The organism is Micromonospora sp. NPDC005367 (genome assembly GCF_040606825.1).
GTDB lineage: Bacteria > Actinomycetota > Actinomycetes > Mycobacteriales > Micromonosporaceae > Micromonospora.
Genome location: NZ_JBEXFP010000040.1, coordinates 22,788 through 44,307 on the forward strand (window position 1 = coordinate 22,788; position 21,520 = coordinate 44,307).

The window sequence follows — 21,520 nt, forward strand, 5'->3', positions numbered from 1 at the left end:
CCGATGAATGAGTCGGCGCCCATCGGGCACTAGCTGGACCAGGCCCTGTCGACAGGACACGGCCTACGCCGAAGGGCGGGAGGCTGCGATGGGCGTCGACCGGGACTGCACCGAGGTGGGGGGTGCCGCGCCCCGGCGACCGGCCGCGCGGACTCCGGGAGTGTGGTGACCGGGCGCGGGTCCGTCGTCGTGGGCGTCGTGGCCGCCCCCGGGGCCGCGGCCGACCTGGCGCGCGGGGCCATCCCGGAGCTCGCCTCCCGGATCCGCAACCGCTTCCCGGAGGTCGACTGGGCGGTACGCCTCCAGGTGGCGCGGCTCGTCGAAGGGCCGGCCGACCTCAGCCAGCTCATCGAGGCGACCCGGCGCCGGATGCTGGCCGAGGGCTGGAGTCTGGTCCTCTGCGTGACAGACCTGCCATTGCAGACCGCGCGGCGGCCCGTGGTCGCGCACGCCAGCACCACCCATGGCGTCGCGGTGCTTTCCGTGCCTGCGCTGGGCCCCGTCGCCGTGGCTCGGCGGATGGCCGAGGCCGGAGACCGGCTCCTCGCGGCACTGCTCGGCGATACCGAGGCAGTCGGCGAACCGGTACGGGCCGGGCCCCGACGCCGGCGCCTGGCCACCGGGCGGCGGGCCCGGGAACTCGGCGCACACGTGAGCCACCAGGCGTCCGGCATCGGTCTGCTGGCCGGGGTGATCGGCGGCAACCTGCGGCTGCTGCTCGGTATGCTCCGGGCGAACCGGCCGTGGCGGCTGGCCGTCCGGCTTTCCCGGCTGCTCGTCGGTGCCGTCGCGACCGCCGTCCTCTCCCTGGTGAGCGCCGACATCTGGCAGCTGTCGGCGGCCTTGGGCAACCTCCGGCTCGGCCTGCTCGCGGGTGGCTCCGTCCTGGCGGTGGTGCTGACCATGTTGCTCGGCGCGCGCCTTTGGGAGCGGGTTCCGCGCGATTCGGGCGCCCGTGAGCAGGTCGTCCTGTTCAACGTGGTCACCGTGCTCACGGTGGTGATCGGCGTCCTCGCGCTCTACGTGGCGCTCGCCGTGCTGGCCATCATCGGGGCGATCGCCCTCGTCCCCGGGGACCTGCTTGGTGAATCCATCGGCCGACCGGCCGGCGTCGCCCATCAGGTCCAGCTGGGCTGGCTGGTCAGCTCGCTGGCGACGGTCGGCGGCGCGCTCGGCGCCGGACTGGAGTCGGACTCGGCGGTACGGGAGGCGGCGTACCGCTATCAGCCCGATACGGAGCTGACCGGCGAGCAGGGTGAGCCGGACCTCTCCGGCGGGGCAGGACCGGGACCGAGCGGCGAGTCCGGGTCGCCGCGCAGAGGCAGGGCTGAGCCGGGCCGGAACCACGAGGCGGGCTGACCGCGCTGGTTGGCGCTGTGATCAGGGCAGGTCGTGGCGTTGCCTCAGTGGCGCGGATCGCCAGCAGGGCGATGTCGTCGGTTGGGTCGCAATTCCGTGCGGTGGGCGATACCGCGATCCGGGCCGCGGCCGTCGCCGGCCGGACGCAGGAGTGGCTCACAGCGGGGGCGGGCACAGGTCGGGGAGGGTGACCTGCCCCGGCTGGTGGCTGAACGTGGTCATCGTGAACCACTCGTCGAGTGCGGGATCGAAGAGGTTCTGGAAGCCGAACTGCAGCACCTGCCACCACTGGCTCGGGTTCCGCTGGTCGACGTAGACGTCCCCGAGCGCGATCGGGAACCGGAGGTTCTCTCCCGGCTGGGTCGAACCCCCGACCACGCCGAGCCGCCAGTGATCGACGCGCCGGTCCTTCGTCCCCTGGAGAGTCTCCGGCCCCACGAAGCGAGCGGTCTTCAGCAGGTCGTTGAAGATCTGGCGGTTGAAGAACCCGACCCGGTCGCACTGGCGGGGCGGGTCCGGCGAGATGCCCGGCCACTTGTAGGTGAGCGTGTAGAGCGTGTTGCGGTAGATCAGGTTCGTGAACCAGATCGGGTACTCCGGGCCGCCGGCGGTCATCTGGCTGTCGCCGCCTCGGCCCTGCCAGGTGAAGGGCACGTCGATGCCGAGGTCGCGAACGATGTAGCGGCCCTCCCCCCGGAAGTCGGCCGGCAGCAGCGGGGGGCGGGGCTCCTCGAAGACGGGTGGTCCGACCGGCGTGACGTCGGCGGCCGGGGTCGGGCGGGACGGCTGCGGATCGTCGACCGGACCGGGCGCGATCAGGGTGAGGGCCAGCGCGCCGATGGCGCCCGCCGAGGCCAAGCTACGAAGTGCTCGTGTCCGTACCATCTGGCCCTCCACGGCTGGAACGGCTCGAAACCGCCGAATCCTGGATGAATCAGTAACATCTTCGCGAAGAGTAGCGTCCGGAACCTTGATCGACTGGGCTTCCTTGAAGTCGGGGTGTCCGGGCCGGCGGATGACTTCAAGGCGTTCGAACCGACCGCGATCCGGGCGATCTTGGATAGCGGACGTTCTCCCCGGAACCGGGCACATACGACCGCCGTACCGCATAGCGTCACGGTGGCGGGTGCTACCCGCCACGCCGCCGGCCGGCGGCCACGCCCCGGGAGGGACCAACGTGAACCGTATCGACGGAGTGCTCCTGCCCGAACTGGACTCACCCGTCCGCGACCCCCGGCTTCCCCGTGTCCTCGGCTGGCTCAGCCTCGCCCTCGGGGCCACCGCCGTGGCCGTGCCCGGTCGGCTCGCCCGGCTCACCGGCGTGGACGACTCGCCGATGGCCCGTACGGTCATCCCGGCCGTCGGCGCCCGCGAACTGGGGCACGGGCTCGGCCTCGTCGCCGGGCGCCACCTACCCGCCTGGACGTGGACGCGGGTGGCCGGCGACGCCATGGACCTGGGCCTGCTCGGGCAGGCGATGGTCGACCGGTGTGGTGAGCGGCGCCGGCGGCTCGCGCTGACCACGGCCGTGGTGGCCGGCATCACCGCCCTCGACCTGCTCGCCGCGTTCGGTACGGCGCGCGCCCGCCGGGCCCACGGCCGGAAGATCCGCATCGACATGGCGGTGACCGTCAACCGCACCCCCGCCGAGGCGTACCGGTACTGGCGGGACGTGGAGAATCTGCCCCGGTTCATGTCGCACGTGGAGTCGATCCGCGCGATCGACCTGCGCCGGTCGCACTGGACGGCGCGCGGGCCCGCCGGCCGCCACATCGAATGGGACGCGGAGATCGTCGACGACCAGCCGAACCGGTCGATCGCCTGGCGGTCGCTGCCCGGCACCCGGGTGCCCAACGCCGGTCGGGTCCGGTTCGTGCCCGCCCCGGGCGAGCGGGGCACCGAGGTGCGCGTCCAACTGGGTTACGCGCCGCCGGCCGGAGCACTGGGCCGCGCCGTGGCCAAGATGTTCGGCGAGGAGCCGGAGCAGCAGGTCCGCGACGATCTACGCCGGTTCAAGCAGGTGCTCGAGACCGGCGACGTGGTCCGCTCGGACGGCAGCCCGGAAGGCACCTCCGCCCGGCAGCAGATCATGCAGCGTCCCGCCCAACCGATGCCCAGTGGCATCCGGCCCTGAGCCGAGCGGCGCACGAGGAGGAGCAAGGATGAGGGCCACCGCCTGGATGGGCAAGGACAAGGTCAAGGTCATCGACGTACCGGACCCGACGATCCTGAGTCCCCGGGACGCGATCGTACGGATCACCACGACCGCGATCTGCGGCTCCGACCTGCATCTCTACCACGGCTACATCCCGGCGATGCGCAAGGGCGACATCCTCGGACACGAATTCATGGGCGAGGTCGTCGAGGTCGGTCCGCAGGTGCGGAACCTACGCCCGGGCGACCGGGTGGTGGTGCCCTTCCCGATCGCCTGTGGACACTGCACGTCCTGTCAGCGCGGCCTCTACTCGGTCTGCGAGAACTCCAATCCCAACGCCGGCATCGCCGAGAAGATCATGGGGCACTCGCCGGGGGGCATCTTCGGCTACTCCCACCTGCTCGGGGGCTACGCCGGCGGCCAGGCCGAGTACGCGCGGGTGCCGTTCGCCGACGTCGGCCCGCTGAAAGTGCCTGACGAGGTGCCCGACGAGCAGGCGGTGATGCTCGCCGACGTCTTCCCGACCGGCTACATGGGTGCCGAGATGTGCGACATCAAGCCGGGGCACCTGGTGGCCGTCTGGGGCGCCGGCCCGGTCGGGCTGCTCGCCGCCGCCAGCGCCCAACTACTCGGCGCGGAGCGGGTGTTCGTCATCGACCGGTACCCGTACCGGCTGCGGCTCGCCCACGAGCACACCGGCGCCGAGACGATCAACTACGAAGAGACCGACGTGCTGGACGCGCTCAACGAGCTGACCGCCGGACGGGGCCCGGACGCGTGCATCGACGCCGTGGGCCTGGAGGGGCACCACGGCAACGCGGCCATCTACGCGTACGACCGGGCCAAGCAGGCGGTGCGGGCGGAGACCGAGCGCCCGTTCGCGTTGCGCCAGGCGATCCTGGCCTGCCGCAGCGGCGGGGTGGTCTCGGTGGTGGGCGCGTACGGGGGATTCATCGACAAGTTCCCGATGGGCGCGTTCATGAACCGGGCGCTGACCATGCGCACCGGACAGTGCCATGTGCAGCGCTACACCCGGCCGCTGCTGGAGCGCATCCAACGCGGCGAGCTCGACCCGAGCTTCATCGTCAGCCACCGGATGCCGCTCAAGGACGCGCCGAAGGGCTACAAGACCTTCCAGAAGAAGCGGGACGAGTGCACCAAGGTGCTGCTCACCGTGTGACGGTTCCCGGCGGTTCCGCCGCTACGGGAGCGTCCGCCGACTCGCCGGCTCGATAGGGTGTCGGCATGCCCGTCGCGACCCACAGACCCGATCATGAGGTGTCGACGGCGGGGCCTGTTCGACGGTGAGTCGCATCCACCCGCCCGGCCAGCGGCGGGTCGCCGCCGCGCCCCCGTCCACCTTCTCCCGGATCTCCCACCGGTGTGCCCGCGCCGTCCGGTCCCGGCCGTTCGAGATCGTGATCATCGCCCTCATCGTGGCCAACGGGGTCGTCCTCGGCATCGAGACCTTCCCGCACCTGGGCGCGGCCGGGCCCGTCCTGCGCTGGTTGGAGCTGGCGTTCCGGGCCGCGTTCGTCACCGAGATCGTCATCCGGGTGCTCGCCTACGAGCGACGCCCGCAGGACTTCTTCCGGCATGCCTGGAACATCTTCGACTTCCTGGTCATCCTGGCGATCTTCGTCCCCGGGCTGCACGGCGACTCGGCGCTGCTGCGCGTACTGCGGGTGGCCCGGGTGCTGCGGCTGGTCCGGTTCTCACCGGGCCTGCGGACGATCCTGGCGGCACTGCTGCGCAGCCTGCCGGGCGTCGCCGGTTTCCTCGCGCTGGCCATGGTGACCCTGTACGTCTACGGCATGGCCGGCTGGCTGATCTTCGGTGACACCTACCCGGAGCAGTACGGCGACATCGGACGCTCGCTGCTGACGCTGTTCGTGCTGCTGTCCCTGGAGACGCTGCCCGACCTGATGGAACAGGGCATGACGGTGTCCTCGTGGACCCTGCTCTACTACGTCAGCTACGTGATCATCACGGTGAACCTGCTGCTCAACATCCTGATCGCGGTCATCGTCAACTCGATGGAGGAGGCGCGCCGGCTGGAGATGACCGAGCGGTTGGCCCCCGGGTACGACGAGGACGGCGACGGTGTGCCCGACGAGGTGGACCGCATCGCGCTGACCCAGCGGCTGGACGACCTGCGTGCCGTCATCGTCGAACTGGAGCGCGAACTGCGCATCGACCGCGACGACGCGCACGCGCGGTACGGTCCGGCGGGCCGGCGCTCCGACGGTTAGCCCGTCCGGCCGGCCGCCGGTGCCCGTACCCGGCATCGCTGACGAGACCTGCGGCGCCGGCGTCCGGCCGCGCCCGGCGGCCGAACGGACCTCGCCCTGCTCGGCCGATCGCCCTGCTCGGCCGGTCGCCCTGCTCGGCCGGTCGCCCTGCCGCCGCCGTCCGGCGAGTCGCTCTGCCCGCACTTCCCGGAGCCGCATGCTCAGGGCAGCGGCCACTCGTGCACCGGCCGGTTGCCGTGCATCAGGTCGACGTAGTGCCGGACGACTTCGCGCAGCGCCGCCGGCCGGTCGAGGTGGTCGGCGGACTCCAGCCGGTGCAGCGTGCCGACCTGCCAGCTCGCACCGTTGCGCCCGGTCAGGCAGCGCTGCTCGATGATGCCGAGCAGCCGGTCCCGTTCCTGCGGGTCCAACCCCCAGCGGTCCAGCCCGTGGTGGGCCAACGGCAGGAGCCGGCGCAGCACCAGCTCGGTCACCGGCAGGTAGCCCAGGCCCGGCCAGAAGACCTGCGCGTCGATGCCGTGCCGGGCGCAGTTGCCGAAGTTCTCCTCGGCGGCGCTGAACGACATCTGCGACCACAGTGGCCGGTCGGATTCGGCCAGCGCACGGACCAGGCCGAAGTAGAAGGCGCCGTTGGCGATGGTGTCCACCACGGTCGGCCCGGCGGGCAGCACCCGGTTCTCCACCCGCAGGTGCGGCCGGCCCCGCAGCACGTCGTAGACCGGGCGGTTCCACCGGTAGACGGTGCCGTTGTGCAGGCGCAGCTCGGCGAGCTTCGGCACCCCGCCCGCCGCGAGCGTCTCGGCCGGGTCCTCCGGGTCGCAGACCGGCAGCAGGGCCGGGAAGTAGCGGACGTCTTCCTCGAACAGGTCGAACACGCTGGTGATCCAACGCTCGCCGAACCACACGCGCGGTCGTACGCCCTGCGCCTTGATCTCCTCCGGACGGGTGTCGGTGGCCTGCTGGAACAACGGGATCCGGGTCTCCCGCCACAGCTCCCGGCCGAACAGCAGCGGCGAGTTGGCGCCCACCGCCACCTGCACCCCGGCGACGGCCTGCGCGGCGTTCCAGTAGTCGGCGAACTGGGCCGGGCTCACCTGGAGGTGGAACTGGGTGCTGGTGCAGGCCGCCTCCGGCGTGATCGTGTCGGCGGTGACCGCCAGCCGTTCCACGCCGTTGATGGCGATCCGCAGATCTTCGCCGCGCGCGGCGAAGATCTGCTCGTTGAGCAGTTCGTAGCGGGGGTTGGCCGACAGCGTCCGGGCGTTCAGGTGCCGGGGAAGCAGGGTCGGCAGGATGCCGATCATCACCAGGTGCGCGCCCAGCGCCCGGGCCTTCTTCTCGGCGGCGTTCAGGCTCGCCCGGACATGTTCCTCGAACTGCGCGGTGCCGGTGCCGGTCAGCCGTCGCGGCTCGACGTTGATCTCCAGGTTGAACTGGCCGAGCTCGGTCTGGAAGCTCGGGTCGGCGATGGCGGTCAGCACCTCGCCGTTGCGCATGGCCGGTTGAGACTCGCCGTCGATCAGGTTGAGCTCGATCTCCAGCCCGGTCATCGGGCGGTCCACGTCGAAGCGGGACTCGCGCAGCATCTCGGCGAAGACGTCCAGGCAGCGGCGGACCTTGTCCCGGTAGCGTGTCCGATCCTCCCGACCGAAGGTGCGTGTGCCGACGAATTCGCCCATGGTCACCACCCGAGTCACCGCTGGTACTCCTAACCTCCCATTCAGGCGCGGGAGGGGGAAGAGCCTGTGGCACCTTCTCTACCCGTGCGCCGATCGGGTGATTCCCGTCGCGTCCGGCCGGTCGTGTCCGGCTCCGTCCCCCGGCACGGCTACGATGGCCGGCCGAGGGGTGGTGGCGGTGGCGATGCGCGACAGGGTGACCAGGCTGTTCGTCGGTGCGGCGATCGCCGAGGCGTGTTCCTGGCTCGGTCTGCTGATCGGGATGGCGGTCAAGTACGGCCCGCCCGGCAACGAGCTGGGCGTGAAGATCTTCGGGCCGATCCACGGCGCGCTCTTCGTCGGGTACCTGCTGCTGGTGCTCCTCGTGGCCCGGCGCCACCGGTGGAGCCTGCTGGCCACCGGTGTGGCGCTGGCCTGCGCCGTGCCTCCGTTCGCGACGATCGTTTACGAGCGCTGGGCCTACCGCCGGGGGATGCTCGGCCCGACGGAGGCCGCGGCGCCCCCGCAGCCCGCGGCGGTCCGCTAGGCCGCCCGGCGGACGGCGGATCACCCGGACAGGAATTCGGCCAGCAGCTCAGCCAGCTGCTCCGGAGCATCCTCGGCCATGTGGTGACCGGAGTCCACCGAGGCGATCCGCAGGTCGCCGGCCCAGTCCCGCCAGATCGCCGCCGGGTCGCCGTACAGCTCGACCAGGTCGTCCCGCTCGCTCCACACGAAGAGCACCGGGCACCCGATCCGGCGTCCGGCGGCACGGTCGGCCTCGTCGGCCACCCGGTCCGGCCCCAGCCCGGCCCGGTAGTCCTCGCACATCGCGTGCACCGTGGCGGGGTCGTGGATCGCGCGCCGGTAGTCGGCGTACGCCTGGGCGCCCATCCGCTCCGGTGAGCCGCCGTACCAGGCGTCCGGGTCGGCGTTGATGATCCGCTCGGCGGGTTTGTCGAGCTGGCCGAGGAAGAACCAGTGCCACCAGCGGGCGGCGAACCGGGCATCGGCGCGGGCCAGCGCCTCGCCGATGGGCACGCCGTCGAGCACGCCGAGGCGGCTGACCCGGTCCGGGTGGTCCAGCGCGGTCCGCATCGCGACGTAACAGCCCCGGTCGTGGCCGATCACCGCGGCGCGCTCGTGGCCCAGCGCGTCGAGCAGCGCCACCACGTCGGCGGCCATCGCCCGCTTGGCGTACGACGAGTGGTCGGGGGTGTCCGGCGGCGTGGTCGAGCCGCCGTAGCCGCGCAGGTCGGGGCAGATGACTGTGAACGCCTCGGCGAGCAGGGGCGCGACCCGGTGCCAGGTGGCGTGGGTGCGTGGGTGCCCGTGCAGCAGGACGACCGGTGGACCGGAACCGCCGTGGCGCACCCGCAGCCGTACCGGGCCGACGTCGATGTGATCCAGGGTGAAGCCGGGGAACATGGCGCCCGTGGTGCCCGGCCGGTCGTGCCCGGAAACCTGCGGTCGGGTCGGGGACGACCGGAGGCGGCGTCAGGTCAGCGCCGCCCAGGCGGCGACGCCGAGCACCAGCAGCACCCCGAGCATGGCCTGTAGCAGCAGCGGTGGGCCGAGGTGCGTCCAGAGCGTCGCGGTACGCGGGGTGAGCAACTGCCCGGTGGTGAGGTTGACGATCCGCTCGATCCGCGGCGGCAGGTCGGGGTCGCGCTGCGGTCGCAGGGTCAGCTGGACGTGGTCGGCCGGGTGCAGCGCGCTCTGCGGCAGGTGTCCGTGCAGCTCGACCTCGTGGAGCCCGCCGGTGTTGTCGCGCAGCCGCACCGGGGTGACCAGATATTCGGGTCCCTTGGTCAGGTCCTTCCAGCGCCGCCGAGTCCCGCCGCCGCTGCCGGGCAGGACGGCGCGCACCACCAGCATCAGCAGCGCGCCCACGCCGGCCGCCGCCAGCACGGCGATCAGGGTCGGCTTGCCGACGGCGATCTCCCGTGTGTACCCCTCCAGGAACCGGACCACCCGGCCGGTGAAGATCCGTTGCGTCGGATGTGCGATCCGCCGGGTATCGAGTCCGCTGTCCATGACCACCACCGAGAGTCCTGATCTGTTCACTGATGGTATCGGCGTGGCGGGTTGAACGGCGTGAATGAAACCTGGTCACGCACTCATGTCCGGCCAGGTGACATTCCGGGCGGCACGGGTATGCGCAGGGCCGAGCTGGAAAGGGGTCGAGCATGCAGCTGTCCTTCCTGCGCCCGCTCTACGACCGCCCCGGGCCGTGGTGCTCGGTGTACCTGGACGCGTCGGCCGATACGCATGACGCCCACCCGGCGCTCGACCTGCGCTGGCGGGCACTACAGGGCCAACTGATCGACCAGGGTGCGGACGAGCCGACGGTCGCCGCGCTGGACCGGGTGATCCGGGGGCACGACCCGATGCCGGGGGACTACGGCCTGGCCGCCTTCGCCACTCGCGGCCGGGTGGTGCTCACCGAGTTCCTCTCCGCACCACCACTGCGGGACCTCGCCTCGTACGCGCCGCTGCCGCACGTGATGCCGCTGCTCGCCCAGCGGGGCGAGCAGGTGGCCTGGGTGCGGGTGCTGGCGGACCGTACCGGCGCGGACGCGATGGCGGTCAGCGCCGGGGGAGTGCCACGCCGGGCGCACGTCGTCGGGCGCGAGAGCTTCCAGCTGCGCCGGGTGCAGCCGGGTGGCTGGTCGCAGTCGCGCTACCAGCGCGCGGCCATGGAGGCGTGGCATCACAACGCCGGTGACGTGACCGCCGCGACGGTCGAGCTGGCCGAGAAGGTCGGCGCGGACGTGGTGGTGGTCGCCGGGGACATCCGGGCCACCGGGATGATCGCCGCGCAGATGCCGGTGCGCTGGCAGGATCTGGTGGTCCGCACCGATGCCGGCTCTCGGGCCGGTGGCGCCGACCAGACCCTCCTGGACGACCTGACCGTGCAGACCATCGCCGAGGTGGCCGACCAGCGGATCACCGCGGCCCTGGACCGGTTCGGCACCCAGGAGGACGTCGGCGCCGGCCTCGCGGCCGTGGTCGCCGCACTGCAACGCAACCAGGTCGACAACATGCTGATCGTGGACGACCCGTCCGCCAACGGCGAACTGTGGATCGGCCCGGAGCCGACCGAGATCGCCGTCGACCCGGCGCAGCTGAACGCCATATCGGTCGACGATCCGCAGCGGGTGCGCGCCGACGCGGCCCTGGTACGGGCGCTCGTCGGCACCGACGCCGAGCTGACCGTGCTCGGCCCCGACGAGGCGCCGGAGCTGACCGACGGGGTCGGCGCGGTGCTGCGGTACGTGGACGCGAGCACCCCGGGGCGGGGTAATGGCTGACCGGATCGCCGCCGATCTGGTGGTCGAACGGCTGCGCGCCTGGCGGGTCCCGCGCGCCTTCGGCTACCCGGGCGAGGCCATCGCCCCGCTCGTCGCGGCGTTGGACCGCGCCGGCGGCGACCCGGAGTTCGTGCCGGCGCGGCACGAGGAGGCCGCCGCCTTCATGGCGACCGGGCATGCGAAGTTCACCGACGGTATCGGGGTCTGCCTCGCCACCCAGGGGCCGAGCGCGGTGCAGCTGCTCAACGGCCTCTACGACGCCAAGCTGGACAGCAAGCCGGTCGTGGCGCTCGTCGGTGAGGATGTCTCCGGACCGCTGGGCGGCGCACACCAGGAGATCGGGCTGACCCGGCTCTTCGCCGACGTGTGCAACCAGTTCGTCCACTACGCGCGCAGTGCCGCCCAGGTGCCGACCCTGCTCGACCAGGCGTTCCGCACCGCCGCGGCGACCCGCAGCCCGGTCTGCGTGGTCCTGCCGCGAGAGGTGCAGGAGGCGGCCGTACCCGACCTTCAGGGGTACGGCATCGGCGTGATCACCGCGACGCCCGGTGAGCCGTTGGCCCGGGTGCTTCCGCACGACGTGGACCTGGCCGCCGCCGCGCAGCTACTCGGCGCCGGCCAGCGGGTGGCCATCGTGGTGGGGCAGGGGGCCCGGGACGCGGAGGACGAGGTCGTCGCGCTCGCCGACCGGCTCGGCGCCGGGGTGGCCTGCTCGCTGCTCGGCAAACCGGTGCTCGACGAGCGGCTGCCGTACCACGCCGGCGTGCTCGGCGAGGTGGGCACGCGGGCCGCCGCCGAGCTGATGGGCGGCTGCGACACGCTGCTGCTGGTGGGTACCAACAACCCGTGGACCAGCTACCTGCCGATGCCTGGGCAGGTGCGGACGGTGCAGATCGACATCGACGGACGCCGGGTCGGCAGCCGCTACCCGGTGGACGTCCCGCTGGTCGGTGACGCGGCCGAGACGCTGCGGGCGCTGCTGGCCCGGGTGCCGGACCGGCCCAGCCCGCAGTGGCGGGCCACGGTGGAGAACTCGGTGGACCGTTGGCGGCGGGAGCTGGTCGACCGCGCGAGCGCACCGGCCGAGCCGGTGAACCCGCAACTGGTGCTCCAGGAACTCTCCGCGCGGCTGCCGCACACCGGCGCGGTCGCTGTGGATGTCGGGTCGGTCATCTACTGGTACGCGCGCCACCTGGAGTTGCAGCCCGGGGTGAACGCGCAGCTGTGCGGCACCCTCGGTTCGATGGGGTGCGCGCTGCCGTACGCGGTCGCGGCCAAGCTCGCCGCACCGGACCAGCCGGTGATCGCGCTGCTCGGCGACGGCGCCATGCAGCTCAACGGTCTCGCCGAGCTGGTCACCGTGGCCCACCACTGGCCACGTTGGCGGGATCCGCGGCTGGTGGTGCTGGTGCTGAACAACCGTGACCAGTCCGGCATGGGTACCGGTGGTCAGCCGGTCACCGACCCGGCCCAGCGCCGCCCCGACGTGCCGTACGCCGGCTGGGCCCGGCTGCTCGGGCTGCACGGCGTGCGGGTGGACCGTCCGGAACTGGTCGGGGCGGCCTGGGACGAGGCGCTGGCCGCGGACCGTCCCTGCGTCGTGGAGGCGGTGGTCGACGCCGCGGTGCCGCTCGCGCCGCCCGAGCCGGCGTTGGCCGACCTACGGGGTCTCTTCGCCGACGGCGACGCCGCCCGCCGGATCCGCGAGCAGGTGGACCGGCAGATCTCGGTGGCCGCCGACGACATCGTCTAGGCAGCCGCCGTGATCCACCGCCGACCTGCGTCGATCATGAAGTTGTCGCCTCGAAACGTTCAGGCGGAGCGTGACAACCTCATGATCGACATGGGGGAGGGACAGGGTCGGGGCACGCCTTCGGGTCGGGCCCGGATCGGGCAGGACACCGCCAACCGGCCGGTATCGGCGAAGTGTCCCCGATCAGCGGATTGGACCCGGCAGGTGGCGGAGGACCCGTTTGAACCGCATCGGGACGGGAAGCCGGGCCGCGTGGTGAGCGAACGAGGCAAGGTGGGGCCGGTGCACAAGGTGCACGAGGGGCTCGTGGCAGCGGACGCCGGCCTGGCCGGCGACCGGGTCGTCACGGGCGGCAGCGTGGCACGTGTCCTGGTCGCCGCCGCGGCCCGTGCACTGCGCGGCGCGGACTGCGCCGACCTGGGGCATCCGGGCGCGGCGTCCCGGTTCCCCGGCGCCCCCGACCCCGTCCGCCGGGCGGCGGTCACCCGGGCGGCCGGACGGGTCGCGCTCACCCCCGCGCAGGTCGCCGACGTCGACGCGGAGCGGGTGGCGCGCTGGTTCGTCGACCAGTACCCCCGACGCAGCTACCCGGGTGTCGTCATCGGCTCGCCGCACGGCGCCGCCGTGCACCTGGCGGTCGCCCTCGGGGTGCCCTGGCTGCCCGCCGGCTTCGAGATGACCGTGCACTGGGCGCAGGGCGCGGTGGACCGCCCCGGCGCCGCGTTGGACCACGGGGCGTCGCTCGTCGCGCGACTGCTCGCCGGCAACGACGACCTGCACGTGCGGCAGGTGCACTGCCCGGCGAGCCGGGGCGCGTTGGCCGGGGCCACGATCATGCTCGCGGCCCGGTGGCGGACACTGCCCGCCGCGTACCGGCGGTTCCTGGCCGAGCGGCTGGCCCCGGGCGCGCCGGTGCTGCTGCTGCGCGACGCGCGGACCTGGCCGGTGGTGGAGGTGGGGCAGGGGCACAGCTTCCAGGTCGGTTGTCCGGCCAGCGGGCTGGACCCCGTCGACTTCCATCCGGACAGCCACGCCCTGCGTCAGGTGCTCCGCTCCGCGGGTGGCGACGCCGCCCGCTGGGAGCCGCCGCAGGTCTCCTCCCCGTCCGGGTACGCCGAGCACGGCGTGGAGTCCGGTTTCGAACTGAGCGCCCGGGACTGGGTCGGGCGGCACGAACGGATCCTGCACCGGGTGCTCTTCCCCCGGCCCGAGGGGCTCAGCGCCGTCGTCGCGGACCTCTACCGCCGCTGGCTGCGGGCGGCGGGCAAGACCGGAGACCGGCTGGTGGTGGAGTGCGGGCGGCTGCTCGACCCGTGGCAGGTGCTGCGGGCCGGACTGGTGCCGTACTGGTGCGAGAACGCGACGCGGCGCAGCGTGGAGGGGGTCGAGTGGTGGCTCGCCGGCAGCGAGCCGTACAGCTCCGTGGACGTGCTGCCCGAACCGCCCGGGGTACGTTCTCCCGCCCTCGCCGGTCTGCCGCAGTGGCTCGCGGTGGCCGGCTTCGGCCGCCGCCGCCGGGCGCTGGACCGTACCTCCGCGCGGGGCTATCCCGTCGCCTCCGTGCCCACCCGCCGGGCCACCGAGGTGCTGCGGGCCCAGCCGTACGACCTGCCGGTGCCGCCCGCGTTGACCGTGGCGGAGGCGTTGGCCGTGTTCCGCGACGGCGGCACCCACCAGGGGTTGCTCGTCTCCTGAGGGCACGCCCAGCTCTCTTGAGGCGAGCCCAGCGAAACATCCTCGCGAACCCGGGATCCCGTGATTGAGTACCTACGGAGCGGGAACATCGCTGGCTGCGATGGACTGATCACGTTGCGCAGCGTGGTGTCGTCGCCCGCTGGCGTCCCAGTCACGTAACCCACTTCCGGCCCGGTGCGTGGTCCGACCACGCGCACGACCGCCTTTCCCAATCCGGGCGGGGGACCTTCCTGAGGGAGGCGCGGATGTTCGGAAAGACCGCCACAAGCACACCACCACCGACCGAGAGGGGCCTGGAGGACCTCGACGCGGCCGCATTGGCGTACGCGGCGCGGATCGAGGGGCTACCGCCCGAACGGCGGCAGGAGGCCCGCGACGACCTGGTGCGGTTCGCCCTGCCGTTCGCCGGCCGGCTCGCCCGCCGCTACCGGGGGCGGGGGGAACCGCTGGAGGACCTGGAGCAGGTCGCCCGGCTGGGGCTGGTGAACGCTGTCGACCGGTACGACCCGGAACGGGGCTCCTTCACCGCATACGCGGCCATCACTATCGTGGGCGAGATCAAGCGGCACTTCCGGGACCGGACGTGGGGCGTACACGTACCCCGTCGGCTACGCGATCTGATCCTCGAGGTCGGGCAGGCCACCGCGGCGCTGACCAGCGAGCTGTCCCGGGCGCCGACGGTGGCCGAACTGGCTCAGCGGCTGGAGACGCCGGAGGAGGAGATCCTCGCCGCGCTGGAGTCGGCCGCCGGCTACAGCCCGGCCTCGCTCAACGCCCCGGTCGGTGGGGAGAGCTCGGCCGAGTTCGGTGACCTGGTCGGCGAGTCCGACAACGCGCTGGAATCCGTCGACGACCGGGTCACGGTCAGCGGGCTGCTGCACCGCCTGCCCTGGCGGGAGCGGCGGATCCTGGCCATGCGCTTCTACGGCAACCAGACCCAGGCGGAGATCGCGGCCCGGTTCGGCATCTCGCAGATGCACGTGTCCCGGCTGCTGTCGCGCGCGCTGACCTGGCTGCGCCAGGCGATGCTCGCCGACACGCCGCCGCCGTGGCAGAACGGTGCGGCCGAGAGCGAGTCGACCAAGTCACGCATCTCGGTGCGGCAGAACGGTGACCGGGTGGTGGTCGAGGTCGGCGGCGACGTCGACCGGGACGGCGCGGACCAGCTGCGCCGAGCGATGCTGGAGGCGGTCACCGGCCAGCCGAGCGAGGTCGTGGTCGACCTGGTCGGCGCGGGCGGGGTCGACGCCGGTGGAATCGCCGCTCTTGTGGCCGGCCGGGAGGCGGCCGCCCGCACCGGCGTACCGATGCGGCTCACCCGGGTGCAGCCGGCGGTGCGCCGCTCGCTGACCGCCGCCGGCCTGCCACCGGCCCGCGACTGACTGATCGGCCCCGTCCGGCCCTGGCTCGGTGTGGGGCCCCCGTCAACGCCCGGCAGGCGTCGACGGGGGCCCCTTCTCCTTTGTTCGGCCCGCGTGCCCGTCACTCCTCCGGCTGGTCGCCGTGGCTGCGCGGGTGGCTCCATTCGTCGTTCTCCTGCGGCGCGCGACGCGCCCCGAGCGGGTTGCCCTCCGGCTCGTCGGTCTCCTCGAAGCTCGGCCGACGGACCTGCTCCGGGTCCGGCACGCGCACCGGACGGGCGCCGGACTGCGGCGCCGGCACGTACTCCTCCGCCTCGCGGGGGCCGTGCGCGCCCTCGGCGGACGGCGACTCGGGTACCTGCCTGACGTGCCGCAGTTCCTCGTGGAACTCCTGCGGCGGCCGGGTGGTGCGCTGCGGCAGGTCGCCGCCGAGGTCGGAGACGACCGCGCCGTACTTGGCGTCGAAGGCCGGCCGCTCGGAACGGATGCGGGGCATCCGATCGAAGTTGCGCAGCGGCGGCGGGCACGTGGTGGCCCATTCCAGCGAGTTGCCGAAGCCCCAGGGATCGTCCACCGTCACCTGCGCCCCGTACCGCCAGGTCTTCCAGACGTTGTAGATGAAGAACAGGGTGGAGGCGCCGAGCACGAACGACCCGAGGGTGGAGATCGTGTTCAGCATGGTGAATCCGTCGCTGGGCAGGTAGTCGACGTAGCGGCGCGGCATGCCCTCGCTGCCCAGCCAGTGCTGCACCAGGAACGTGGCGTGGAAGCCCAGGAACATCGTCCAGAAGTGGACCTTGCCGAGGCGTTCGTCGAGCAACCGGCCGGTCATCTTCGGGAACCAGAAGTACACGCCGCCGAAGGCGGCGAAGACGATCGTGCCGAAGAGCACGTAGTGGAAGTGCGCGACGACGAAGTAGCTGTCCGTGACGTGGAAGTCGACCGGCGGACTGGCCAGCAGCACCCCGGTGAGCCCGCCCAGCAGGAAGGTCACCAGGAAACCGATGGCGAACAGCATCGGCGTCTCGAAGGTGAGCTGCCCCTTCCACATGGTGCCGATCCAGTTGAAGAACTTCACCCCGGTCGGCACCGCGATGAGGTAACTCAGGATGCTGAAGAACGGCAGCAGCACCTGCCCGGTGGCGAACAGGTGGTGCGCCCAGACCGTCATCGACAGCACGGTGATCGCGAGGGTGGCGAGCACCAGACCCAGGTAACCGAAGATCGGTTTACGGGAGAAGACGGGCAGGATTTCGGTGACGATGCCGAAGAAGGGCAGCGCCACGATGTAGACCTCGGGATGGCCGAAGAACCAGAACAGGTGCTGCCAGAGCATCGGTCCGCCGGTGGCCGCGTCGAACACGTGCGCGTTCAGCAGCCGGTCCGCGCCCAGCGCGAGCAGCGCCGCGGCGAGCAGCGGGAAGACCAGGATCACCAGCACGCTGGTGAGCAGGATGTTCCAGGTGAAGATCGGCATCCGGAACATCGTCATGCCGGGTGCGCGCAGGGTCAGGATCGTGGTGATCATGTTGACCGCGCCGAGGATCGTCCCCAGTCCGGAGACGACCAGGCCGATGAGCCACAGGTTGCCGCCGACGCCGGGCGAGTTTTCGACGTCGGAGAGCGGGGTGAACGCGAACCAGCCGAAGTCCGCCGCGCCGCCCGGCACGAGGAAGCCGCTCATCACGGTTGTTCCGCCGAACAGGTAGAGCCAGTACGCGAGCGCGTTGAGGCGGGGGAACGAGACGTCCGGGGCGCCGATCTGGAGCGGCACGATGTAGTTGCCGAACGCGAACACCAGCGGCGTGGCGAAGAGCAGCAGCATCACCGTGCCGTGCATGGTGAACAGCTGGTTGTACTGCTCGGGGGAGAGGAACTGCAGCCCGGGCCGGGCCAGCTCCCCCCGCATGAGCATCGCCATCACCCCGCCGATCACGTAGAAGGTGAACGCCGTGGTGAGGTACATCAGGCCGATGAGCTTGGCGTCGGTGGTGCCGAGCAGCTTGACGATGGTGCTGCCGGGGACGACCTCGCGGAACGGGCCGGGATAGCCGCCGAACTGCGCCGGTGCGAGGATCGCCGGCCCTCTGTCCCGGCCCGGCTCCGTAGTGACCCGCTTGGGCATGGCTTCACCCCGTCGTCGCGTAAGAGGACGGGCGTGACTACCCGGCCCCTGCCCTATGAAACCAGGCTGAAGGGGTATACCGGGTCAATTCGCAGTGTCGGGGCGATACTCGGTCAGATCACCGGCACCATCGCCCAGACCGCCTTCCCGTTCCCGGCCGGTACGCTGCCCCAGCGCTGCGCCAGCTGGCGGACGAGCAGCAGACCCCGGCCCCCCTCGGTGCGGACGTCAGGAGTGTGCGCCTGGACGGCCTCGCGGCTGCCGTCGACGACGGCGATGTGCAGGTACGGCCGGCGCAGGGTCAACGTGACCTGCATCGGGGTGCCGGCATGCCGGACCACGTTGCCGACCAGTTCGCTGAGGACCACCGAGGCGGGACCGGCCACCTCCGGCAGTTGCCACCGGGCGCACGCGTCGCTCACCAGTTCACGGGCCCGCCGGCAGGCCTCCGCGACGGGTTCGAGCCGGGCCCGCAGCCGAGGTGCGGCAGCCGCTCCGGCCGCCCGGGTCGCCTCGGCGCAGTCCCGCCGCACCGGCACCACCCGGCACGCGGTGGACTCGGCCAGCCAGCGCGCGGCCGTCGGCGGCGGGGCGCAGAGCACGACCGGCACGGACGGCCACTCCTCGGCGCGGCGGGCCGTGGCGGCGAAGACGGCCAGTGCCAGGCGGTCCTCGACGGCGACCGCGCCCAGGTCGACCACGAGGGCGTCGGGCTGGGCGGCCAGGCAGGTGTCGAGCGTCCGGTGCACCGACCGCATCGTGCCCAGGTCGAGGATTCCGGCGAGCCGGACGACGGTCACCGGCGACCCGTCGCGCACCTCGCAGGTGATCCGGCTCGACATCTCGCCCTGGCCCTCTCGCGTCTCATCGGTGGGACCCTCGAACTACCCCCGGCGCGAATCGACCAAACCGCGACGCCCGGCCTCACCCAGCCGTCCGCCGTGCGGTCAGCAGGCCGAGCGCGATCATGCCGGCGCCGAGGCCCAGGTGCAGCCAGTTGTCGGCGCCGTTGAGCGGGAGGAAGTTCGCCCCGCTGTCGGCGTCCATCACCACGCCGTAGAGCCAGAGCACGAGATAGACGGCGCCACCCCCGACGAGGTACGCCCGGGCGCTGGTGACCGTCCGGGACAGCGCCAGCCCGGCCACCCCGAACCCGAGATGGACGAGGTTGTGCAGCACCGACACCTGGAACGTGTCGAACAGCGCGGCCCCCGAGTGGTGGCCGGCGAAGCGTAGATCGTCGTAGGGGTTGGTGACCCCGGGGATGAAGCCGAGCACCCCGATGACGAGGAAGACGACCGCCACGACGCCGGTGGCCCGCCGTACCGGTGCCTTACCGTCGGCCGGATTGGGTCGGGCCCGGGAGTGTGCCATCGGTCCGATCACCGACGTCTCCTCCCTCTGCGGCCTCGGCCAGGCGCGGCTACCCGTGGACCGGCCCGGCAAACCGGCGACGACCGCTCGCGGTGGTCGCCGCCGGGCCGGTCGCCCGCGCCCCGCCCGTCGGCAGGCCCCCGGACGTGTCGCCGACCCCTGCCGAGCCGGGATCAGGCCGCCTGCAGGTCGGCCGCCGCAGTCAGCTGACGGACGCGCTCGTAGCGGGCGAGGTACTTCTCGGCCATCACGGCCGGGGTGAAGCGGGCCACCGCCTCCCGGCGGCACTCGTCCGGGTCGAGCAGGCCGGCGGCCAGCACGAGCTCACCCAGCTCCTCCTCGCCGGTGCTGAGCAGGCCGGTGCGGCCGTGCTCGACGAGTTCGGGCAGGCAGCCGCGAGCGGTGGCGACCACCGGGGTGCCCAACGCCAGCGCCTCGACCACGGCCGTGCCGCCGGGTTCCTCCCAGCGCAGCGGGAACAGTGCCGCGCGTGCCCCGGCGAGCAGCTCGTCGCGCTCCCGTCCGGCGACCGTTCCGACCCAGCGGACCAGGTCCCCGTCCAGGTGCGGCGCGACCTCGTCGTAGAAGAACCGGACGTCCGGGTTCTGTCGAGCCTCCTCGCCGGCCGCGGCGAGGTCCTCCGGCCGGTGGTACGGACCGACCGGCCCGGCCAGCACCAGCGGGAAGCCCACCTGCCGGGCGAGCCGGGCGCCCACGTCCTGCCCCTTGCCCGGGTTGATCCGGCCGAGCACGACCACGTGTTCGCCCTTCTCCGGCCGGGGCCGCCGGTCGGCGCCCACCGCGAGCGGGGTGGACAGGTGCACGTGCCCCACCGAGTGGTCCTGCAACGCGCGCGGCGCGCGGGCCAGCTGCGACGCGGACACCCCGTTCACCCGGACCCGGTCCCCGCCGTCGAGCTCGCCGTAGAGCGCGGGATGCTTGGTCAGATCCCAGTGCAGGGTGTGCAGCACCGGTGGCCCGTCCGGACCCATGGCGGTGAGCGTGGCCAGCCCGACGGCCTCGACGTGGTCGTGCACCAGGTCGATGTCGTCACGGGCGTGCAGCTCCCGGACCACCCCGGCCAGGTGCGCCTGGGCGACCCCGCACACCTGGTTGTACGGCCGTTGCAGAGCGCCGAACTGGCCGTCGGGAAAGACCGACACCAACTCGTCGACCGGCAGGGCGCTGTCGGCCACGGAGGCGAGCACCACCCGGACGCCGAGGCGGCGCAGCTCCGGCACCAGGGTCGCGATGACGTTCTCGATGCCGCCGTAGCCGGGCGGCGGCACGGACAGCCACGGACCGGCGTTCATCAGGACGGTGAGGCTCATCGGGCCCGGCTCCTCTCCCAGGCCGCGCCACCGGCCGACCTGTCGTTCACGCGGCCGCGCCAGCGGCCGCCGGCCCCGCGGTGGCCTCGCCGAGCCGTCCGGGCGCTCACGCCGCCGCCACCCGCCGGCGCGGCACCCGGTGCCGCAGCTCCGCCAGGGGCGGCCGCTCCTGGACGGACACGTCGCTGACCACGATCTCCCGCTCCAGGTTCGGCAGCCCCTCCGAGCCGCCCCGGCGGAACTGGGTCAGCAGCGGGGTCGGGTCGAAGCCCGGCGCCGCCCAGCCGCGCCGCTGCAGCCGGGACCAGACGGTCAGCAGGATCTGCGCGGACATCCGGCCCAACGCCGCGGTGTCCTGATGCCGGTGCTTGCGCTCACCGAGGTCGACCTGGGCCAGCGCGTCGAGCCCGACCAGCTCCAGCAGGTCGATGAGCATCGCCGTCTCCACTCCGTACCCGGAGACGAACGGCACCTGGGCGAGCACGTCGCGCCGGCCGGCGTACTCACCGGCGAGGGGCTGCACGAAGCCCGCCAGTTCGGGCCAGAACAGATTCAACAGCGGCCGGGCCATCAGCTCCGTCACCCGCCCGCCGCCGTCCGGCTCGACGCTCGTCGTACCGACCAGGGGCCGGTGGTAGAACCCCTTGACGAAATCGACCGACGGGTCCGTCAGCAGCGGGCCGAGCAGGCCGGTCACGAAGTGCGGGCGGAACTCCCGCAGATCGGCGTCGACGAAGGCCACCACGTCCCCCTCGGCGGCGGCGAGACCGGCCCAGAGCGCGTCGCCCTTGCCGGCCAGCCGGGGCAGCCCGCGGGTCATCGCGTCCTGGCTGACCACCTCGGCGCCCGCGGCCCGGGCCACCTGCGCGGTCCGGTCCGTGGACCGCGAGTCCACCACGATGAGTTCGTTGACCAGGGCGACCCGGTCCATCAGATGTTCGCGGATCGTCGCCACGATCGCGCCGACGGTCGCCTCCTCGTTGCGGGCGGGCAGCACCACGCTCACCCGACTCTCACCCTTGGCGCGCAACAGCCGTCGGGCGTTCCAGTCGGCCGCCGAGGTCGTCCGGTAGGTGGCCCAGGCCTCCACCACCGGTGAGACGCTCGAATCAGTTTCCCGCACGGGCACACCCCCAGATCGTG

Annotated in this window: 18 protein-coding genes; 9 read left to right on the top strand and 9 right to left on the bottom strand. The window is 72.6% G+C overall.

Features of this window, described 5'->3' with window-relative positions; all coding sequences use genetic code 11:
- Window positions 1-165: 165 nt before the first annotated feature.
- A complete protein-coding gene (locus ABZS42_RS23940) occupies window positions 166-1,359 on the top strand; it encodes a hypothetical protein (protein ID WP_355148759.1) in 1,194 nt (397 codons plus the stop codon).
- Window positions 1,360-1,515: 156 nt separating this feature from the next.
- Here the strand turns inward: ABZS42_RS23940 and ABZS42_RS23945 are convergent, their stop codons facing one another.
- A complete protein-coding gene (locus ABZS42_RS23945; RefSeq protein ID WP_355148761.1) occupies window positions 1,516-2,244 on the bottom strand; it encodes a hypothetical protein in 729 nt (242 codons plus the stop codon).
- A 292-nt stretch (window positions 2,245-2,536) separates the two neighbouring features.
- Between ABZS42_RS23945 and ABZS42_RS23950 the strand changes: the two genes are divergently transcribed.
- From ABZS42_RS23950 to ABZS42_RS23960, 3 genes are all read left to right on the top strand, one after another.
- Entirely contained in the window at window positions 2,537-3,493 is a 957-nt protein-coding gene (locus ABZS42_RS23950) for an SRPBCC family protein (protein WP_355148763.1), read from the top strand.
- Between the two features lie 28 nt (window positions 3,494-3,521).
- Entirely contained in the window at window positions 3,522-4,694 is a 1,173-nt protein-coding gene (locus tag ABZS42_RS23955) for a zinc-dependent alcohol dehydrogenase (protein WP_355148765.1), read from the top strand.
- A gap of 124 nt (window positions 4,695-4,818) precedes the next feature.
- The gene (locus ABZS42_RS23960) at window positions 4,819-5,766 is read left to right on the top strand and encodes an ion transporter (RefSeq protein WP_355148767.1); all 948 of its coding nucleotides are present in this window, start codon (window positions 4,819-4,821) and stop codon (window positions 5,764-5,766) included.
- Window positions 5,767-5,966: 200 nt separating this feature from the next.
- On the opposite strand, the gene ABZS42_RS23965 is transcribed toward ABZS42_RS23960, so the two are convergent.
- Window positions 5,967-7,445, bottom strand: coding sequence for a glutamate--cysteine ligase (locus tag ABZS42_RS23965; protein WP_355148829.1), 1,479 nt, complete (start codon window positions 7,443-7,445; stop codon window positions 5,967-5,969).
- 184 nt (window positions 7,446-7,629) lie between these two features.
- Between ABZS42_RS23965 and ABZS42_RS23970 the strand changes: the two genes are divergently transcribed.
- The gene (locus ABZS42_RS23970) at window positions 7,630-7,971 is read left to right on the top strand and encodes a DUF3817 domain-containing protein (RefSeq protein WP_355148769.1); all 342 of its coding nucleotides are present in this window, start codon (window positions 7,630-7,632) and stop codon (window positions 7,969-7,971) included.
- A gap of 20 nt (window positions 7,972-7,991) precedes the next feature.
- Here the strand turns inward: ABZS42_RS23970 and ABZS42_RS23975 are convergent, their stop codons facing one another.
- Together ABZS42_RS23975 and ABZS42_RS23980 are read right to left on the bottom strand one after the other, a co-directional pair.
- Window positions 7,992-8,852 carry an alpha/beta hydrolase gene (locus tag ABZS42_RS23975; protein ID WP_355148771.1) on the bottom strand — a complete coding sequence of 287 codons (861 nt, stop codon included), beginning with the start codon at window positions 8,850-8,852 and terminating at the stop codon, window positions 7,992-7,994.
- Between the two features lie 69 nt (window positions 8,853-8,921).
- A complete protein-coding gene (locus ABZS42_RS23980) occupies window positions 8,922-9,470 on the bottom strand; it encodes a hypothetical protein (protein WP_355148831.1) in 549 nt (182 codons plus the stop codon).
- 143 nt (window positions 9,471-9,613) lie between these two features.
- On the opposite strand from ABZS42_RS23980, the gene ABZS42_RS23985 reads away from it, so the two are divergent.
- The 4 genes from ABZS42_RS23985 to ABZS42_RS24000 all read left to right on the top strand — a co-directional run bounded on the left by ABZS42_RS23985 (window position 9,614) and on the right by ABZS42_RS24000 (window position 15,568).
- A complete protein-coding gene (locus ABZS42_RS23985; protein WP_355148773.1) occupies window positions 9,614-10,738 on the top strand; it encodes a Vms1/Ankzf1 family peptidyl-tRNA hydrolase in 1,125 nt (374 codons plus the stop codon).
- Window positions 10,731-12,491, top strand: coding sequence for a thiamine pyrophosphate-binding protein (locus ABZS42_RS23990; protein ID WP_355148775.1), 1,761 nt, complete (start codon window positions 10,731-10,733; stop codon window positions 12,489-12,491). The genes ABZS42_RS23985 and ABZS42_RS23990 overlap by 8 nt, the downstream gene beginning before the upstream one ends.
- 282 nt (window positions 12,492-12,773) lie before the next feature.
- Window positions 12,774-14,186 carry a hypothetical protein gene (locus tag ABZS42_RS23995; protein ID WP_355148777.1) on the top strand — a complete coding sequence of 471 codons (1,413 nt, stop codon included), beginning with the start codon at window positions 12,774-12,776 and terminating at the stop codon, window positions 14,184-14,186.
- A 245-nt stretch (window positions 14,187-14,431) separates the two neighbouring features.
- Window positions 14,432-15,568: a SigB/SigF/SigG family RNA polymerase sigma factor gene (locus ABZS42_RS24000; RefSeq protein ID WP_076473059.1), complete on the top strand. Its 1,137-nt coding sequence runs from the start codon at window positions 14,432-14,434 to the stop codon at window positions 15,566-15,568.
- 100 nt (window positions 15,569-15,668) lie between these two features.
- Here ABZS42_RS24000 and ctaD read toward each other — a convergent pair whose 3' ends face one another.
- The 5 genes from ctaD to ABZS42_RS24025 all read right to left on the bottom strand — a co-directional run bounded on the left by ctaD (window position 15,669) and on the right by ABZS42_RS24025 (window position 21,467).
- Window positions 15,669-17,672, bottom strand: coding sequence for a cytochrome c oxidase subunit I (ctaD, locus tag ABZS42_RS24005; protein WP_355148779.1), 2,004 nt, complete (start codon window positions 17,670-17,672; stop codon window positions 15,669-15,671).
- A 113-nt stretch (window positions 17,673-17,785) separates the two neighbouring features.
- A complete protein-coding gene (locus ABZS42_RS24010) occupies window positions 17,786-18,514 on the bottom strand; it encodes an ATP-binding protein (RefSeq protein WP_355148781.1) in 729 nt (242 codons plus the stop codon).
- Between the two features lie 82 nt (window positions 18,515-18,596).
- Window positions 18,597-19,058 carry a DUF4383 domain-containing protein gene (locus ABZS42_RS24015; RefSeq protein WP_355148783.1) on the bottom strand — a complete coding sequence of 154 codons (462 nt, stop codon included), beginning with the start codon at window positions 19,056-19,058 and terminating at the stop codon, window positions 18,597-18,599.
- 161 nt (window positions 19,059-19,219) lie between these two features.
- Entirely contained in the window at window positions 19,220-20,377 is a 1,158-nt protein-coding gene (locus ABZS42_RS24020; RefSeq protein WP_355148785.1) for a glycosyltransferase, read from the bottom strand.
- A gap of 106 nt (window positions 20,378-20,483) precedes the next feature.
- Window positions 20,484-21,467, bottom strand: a complete 984-nt coding sequence (locus ABZS42_RS24025; protein WP_355148833.1) for a glucosyl-3-phosphoglycerate synthase — start codon at window positions 21,465-21,467, stop codon at window positions 20,484-20,486.
- Window positions 21,468-21,520 lie beyond the last annotated feature (53 nt).

Excerpts from the sequence above, each read along its gene's own strand:
- ABZS42_RS23945 (WP_355148761.1), bottom strand. The coding sequence starts at position 2,244 with ATGGTACGGACACGAGCACTTCGTAGCTTGGCCTCGGCGGGCGCCATC.
- ABZS42_RS23955 (WP_355148765.1), top strand. The coding sequence starts at position 3,522 with ATGAGGGCCACCGCCTGGATGGGCAAGGACAAGGTCAAGGTCATCGAC.
- ABZS42_RS23965 (WP_355148829.1), bottom strand. The coding sequence starts at position 7,445 with ATGGGCGAATTCGTCGGCACACGCACCTTCGGTCGGGAGGATCGGACA.
- ABZS42_RS23970 (WP_355148769.1), top strand. The coding sequence starts at position 7,630 with ATGCGCGACAGGGTGACCAGGCTGTTCGTCGGTGCGGCGATCGCCGAG.
- ABZS42_RS23975 (WP_355148771.1), bottom strand. The coding sequence starts at position 8,852 with ATGTTCCCCGGCTTCACCCTGGATCACATCGACGTCGGCCCGGTACGG.
- ABZS42_RS23985 (WP_355148773.1), top strand. The coding sequence starts at position 9,614 with ATGCAGCTGTCCTTCCTGCGCCCGCTCTACGACCGCCCCGGGCCGTGG.
- ABZS42_RS23990 (WP_355148775.1), top strand. The coding sequence starts at position 10,731 with ATGGCTGACCGGATCGCCGCCGATCTGGTGGTCGAACGGCTGCGCGCC.
- ABZS42_RS24000 (WP_076473059.1), top strand. The coding sequence starts at position 14,432 with ATGTTCGGAAAGACCGCCACAAGCACACCACCACCGACCGAGAGGGGC.
- ctaD (WP_355148779.1), bottom strand. The coding sequence starts at position 17,672 with ATGCCCAAGCGGGTCACTACGGAGCCGGGCCGGGACAGAGGGCCGGCG.
- ABZS42_RS24010 (WP_355148781.1), bottom strand. The coding sequence starts at position 18,514 with ATGTCGAGCCGGATCACCTGCGAGGTGCGCGACGGGTCGCCGGTGACC.
- ABZS42_RS24020 (WP_355148785.1), bottom strand. The coding sequence starts at position 20,377 with ATGAGCCTCACCGTCCTGATGAACGCCGGTCCGTGGCTGTCCGTGCCG.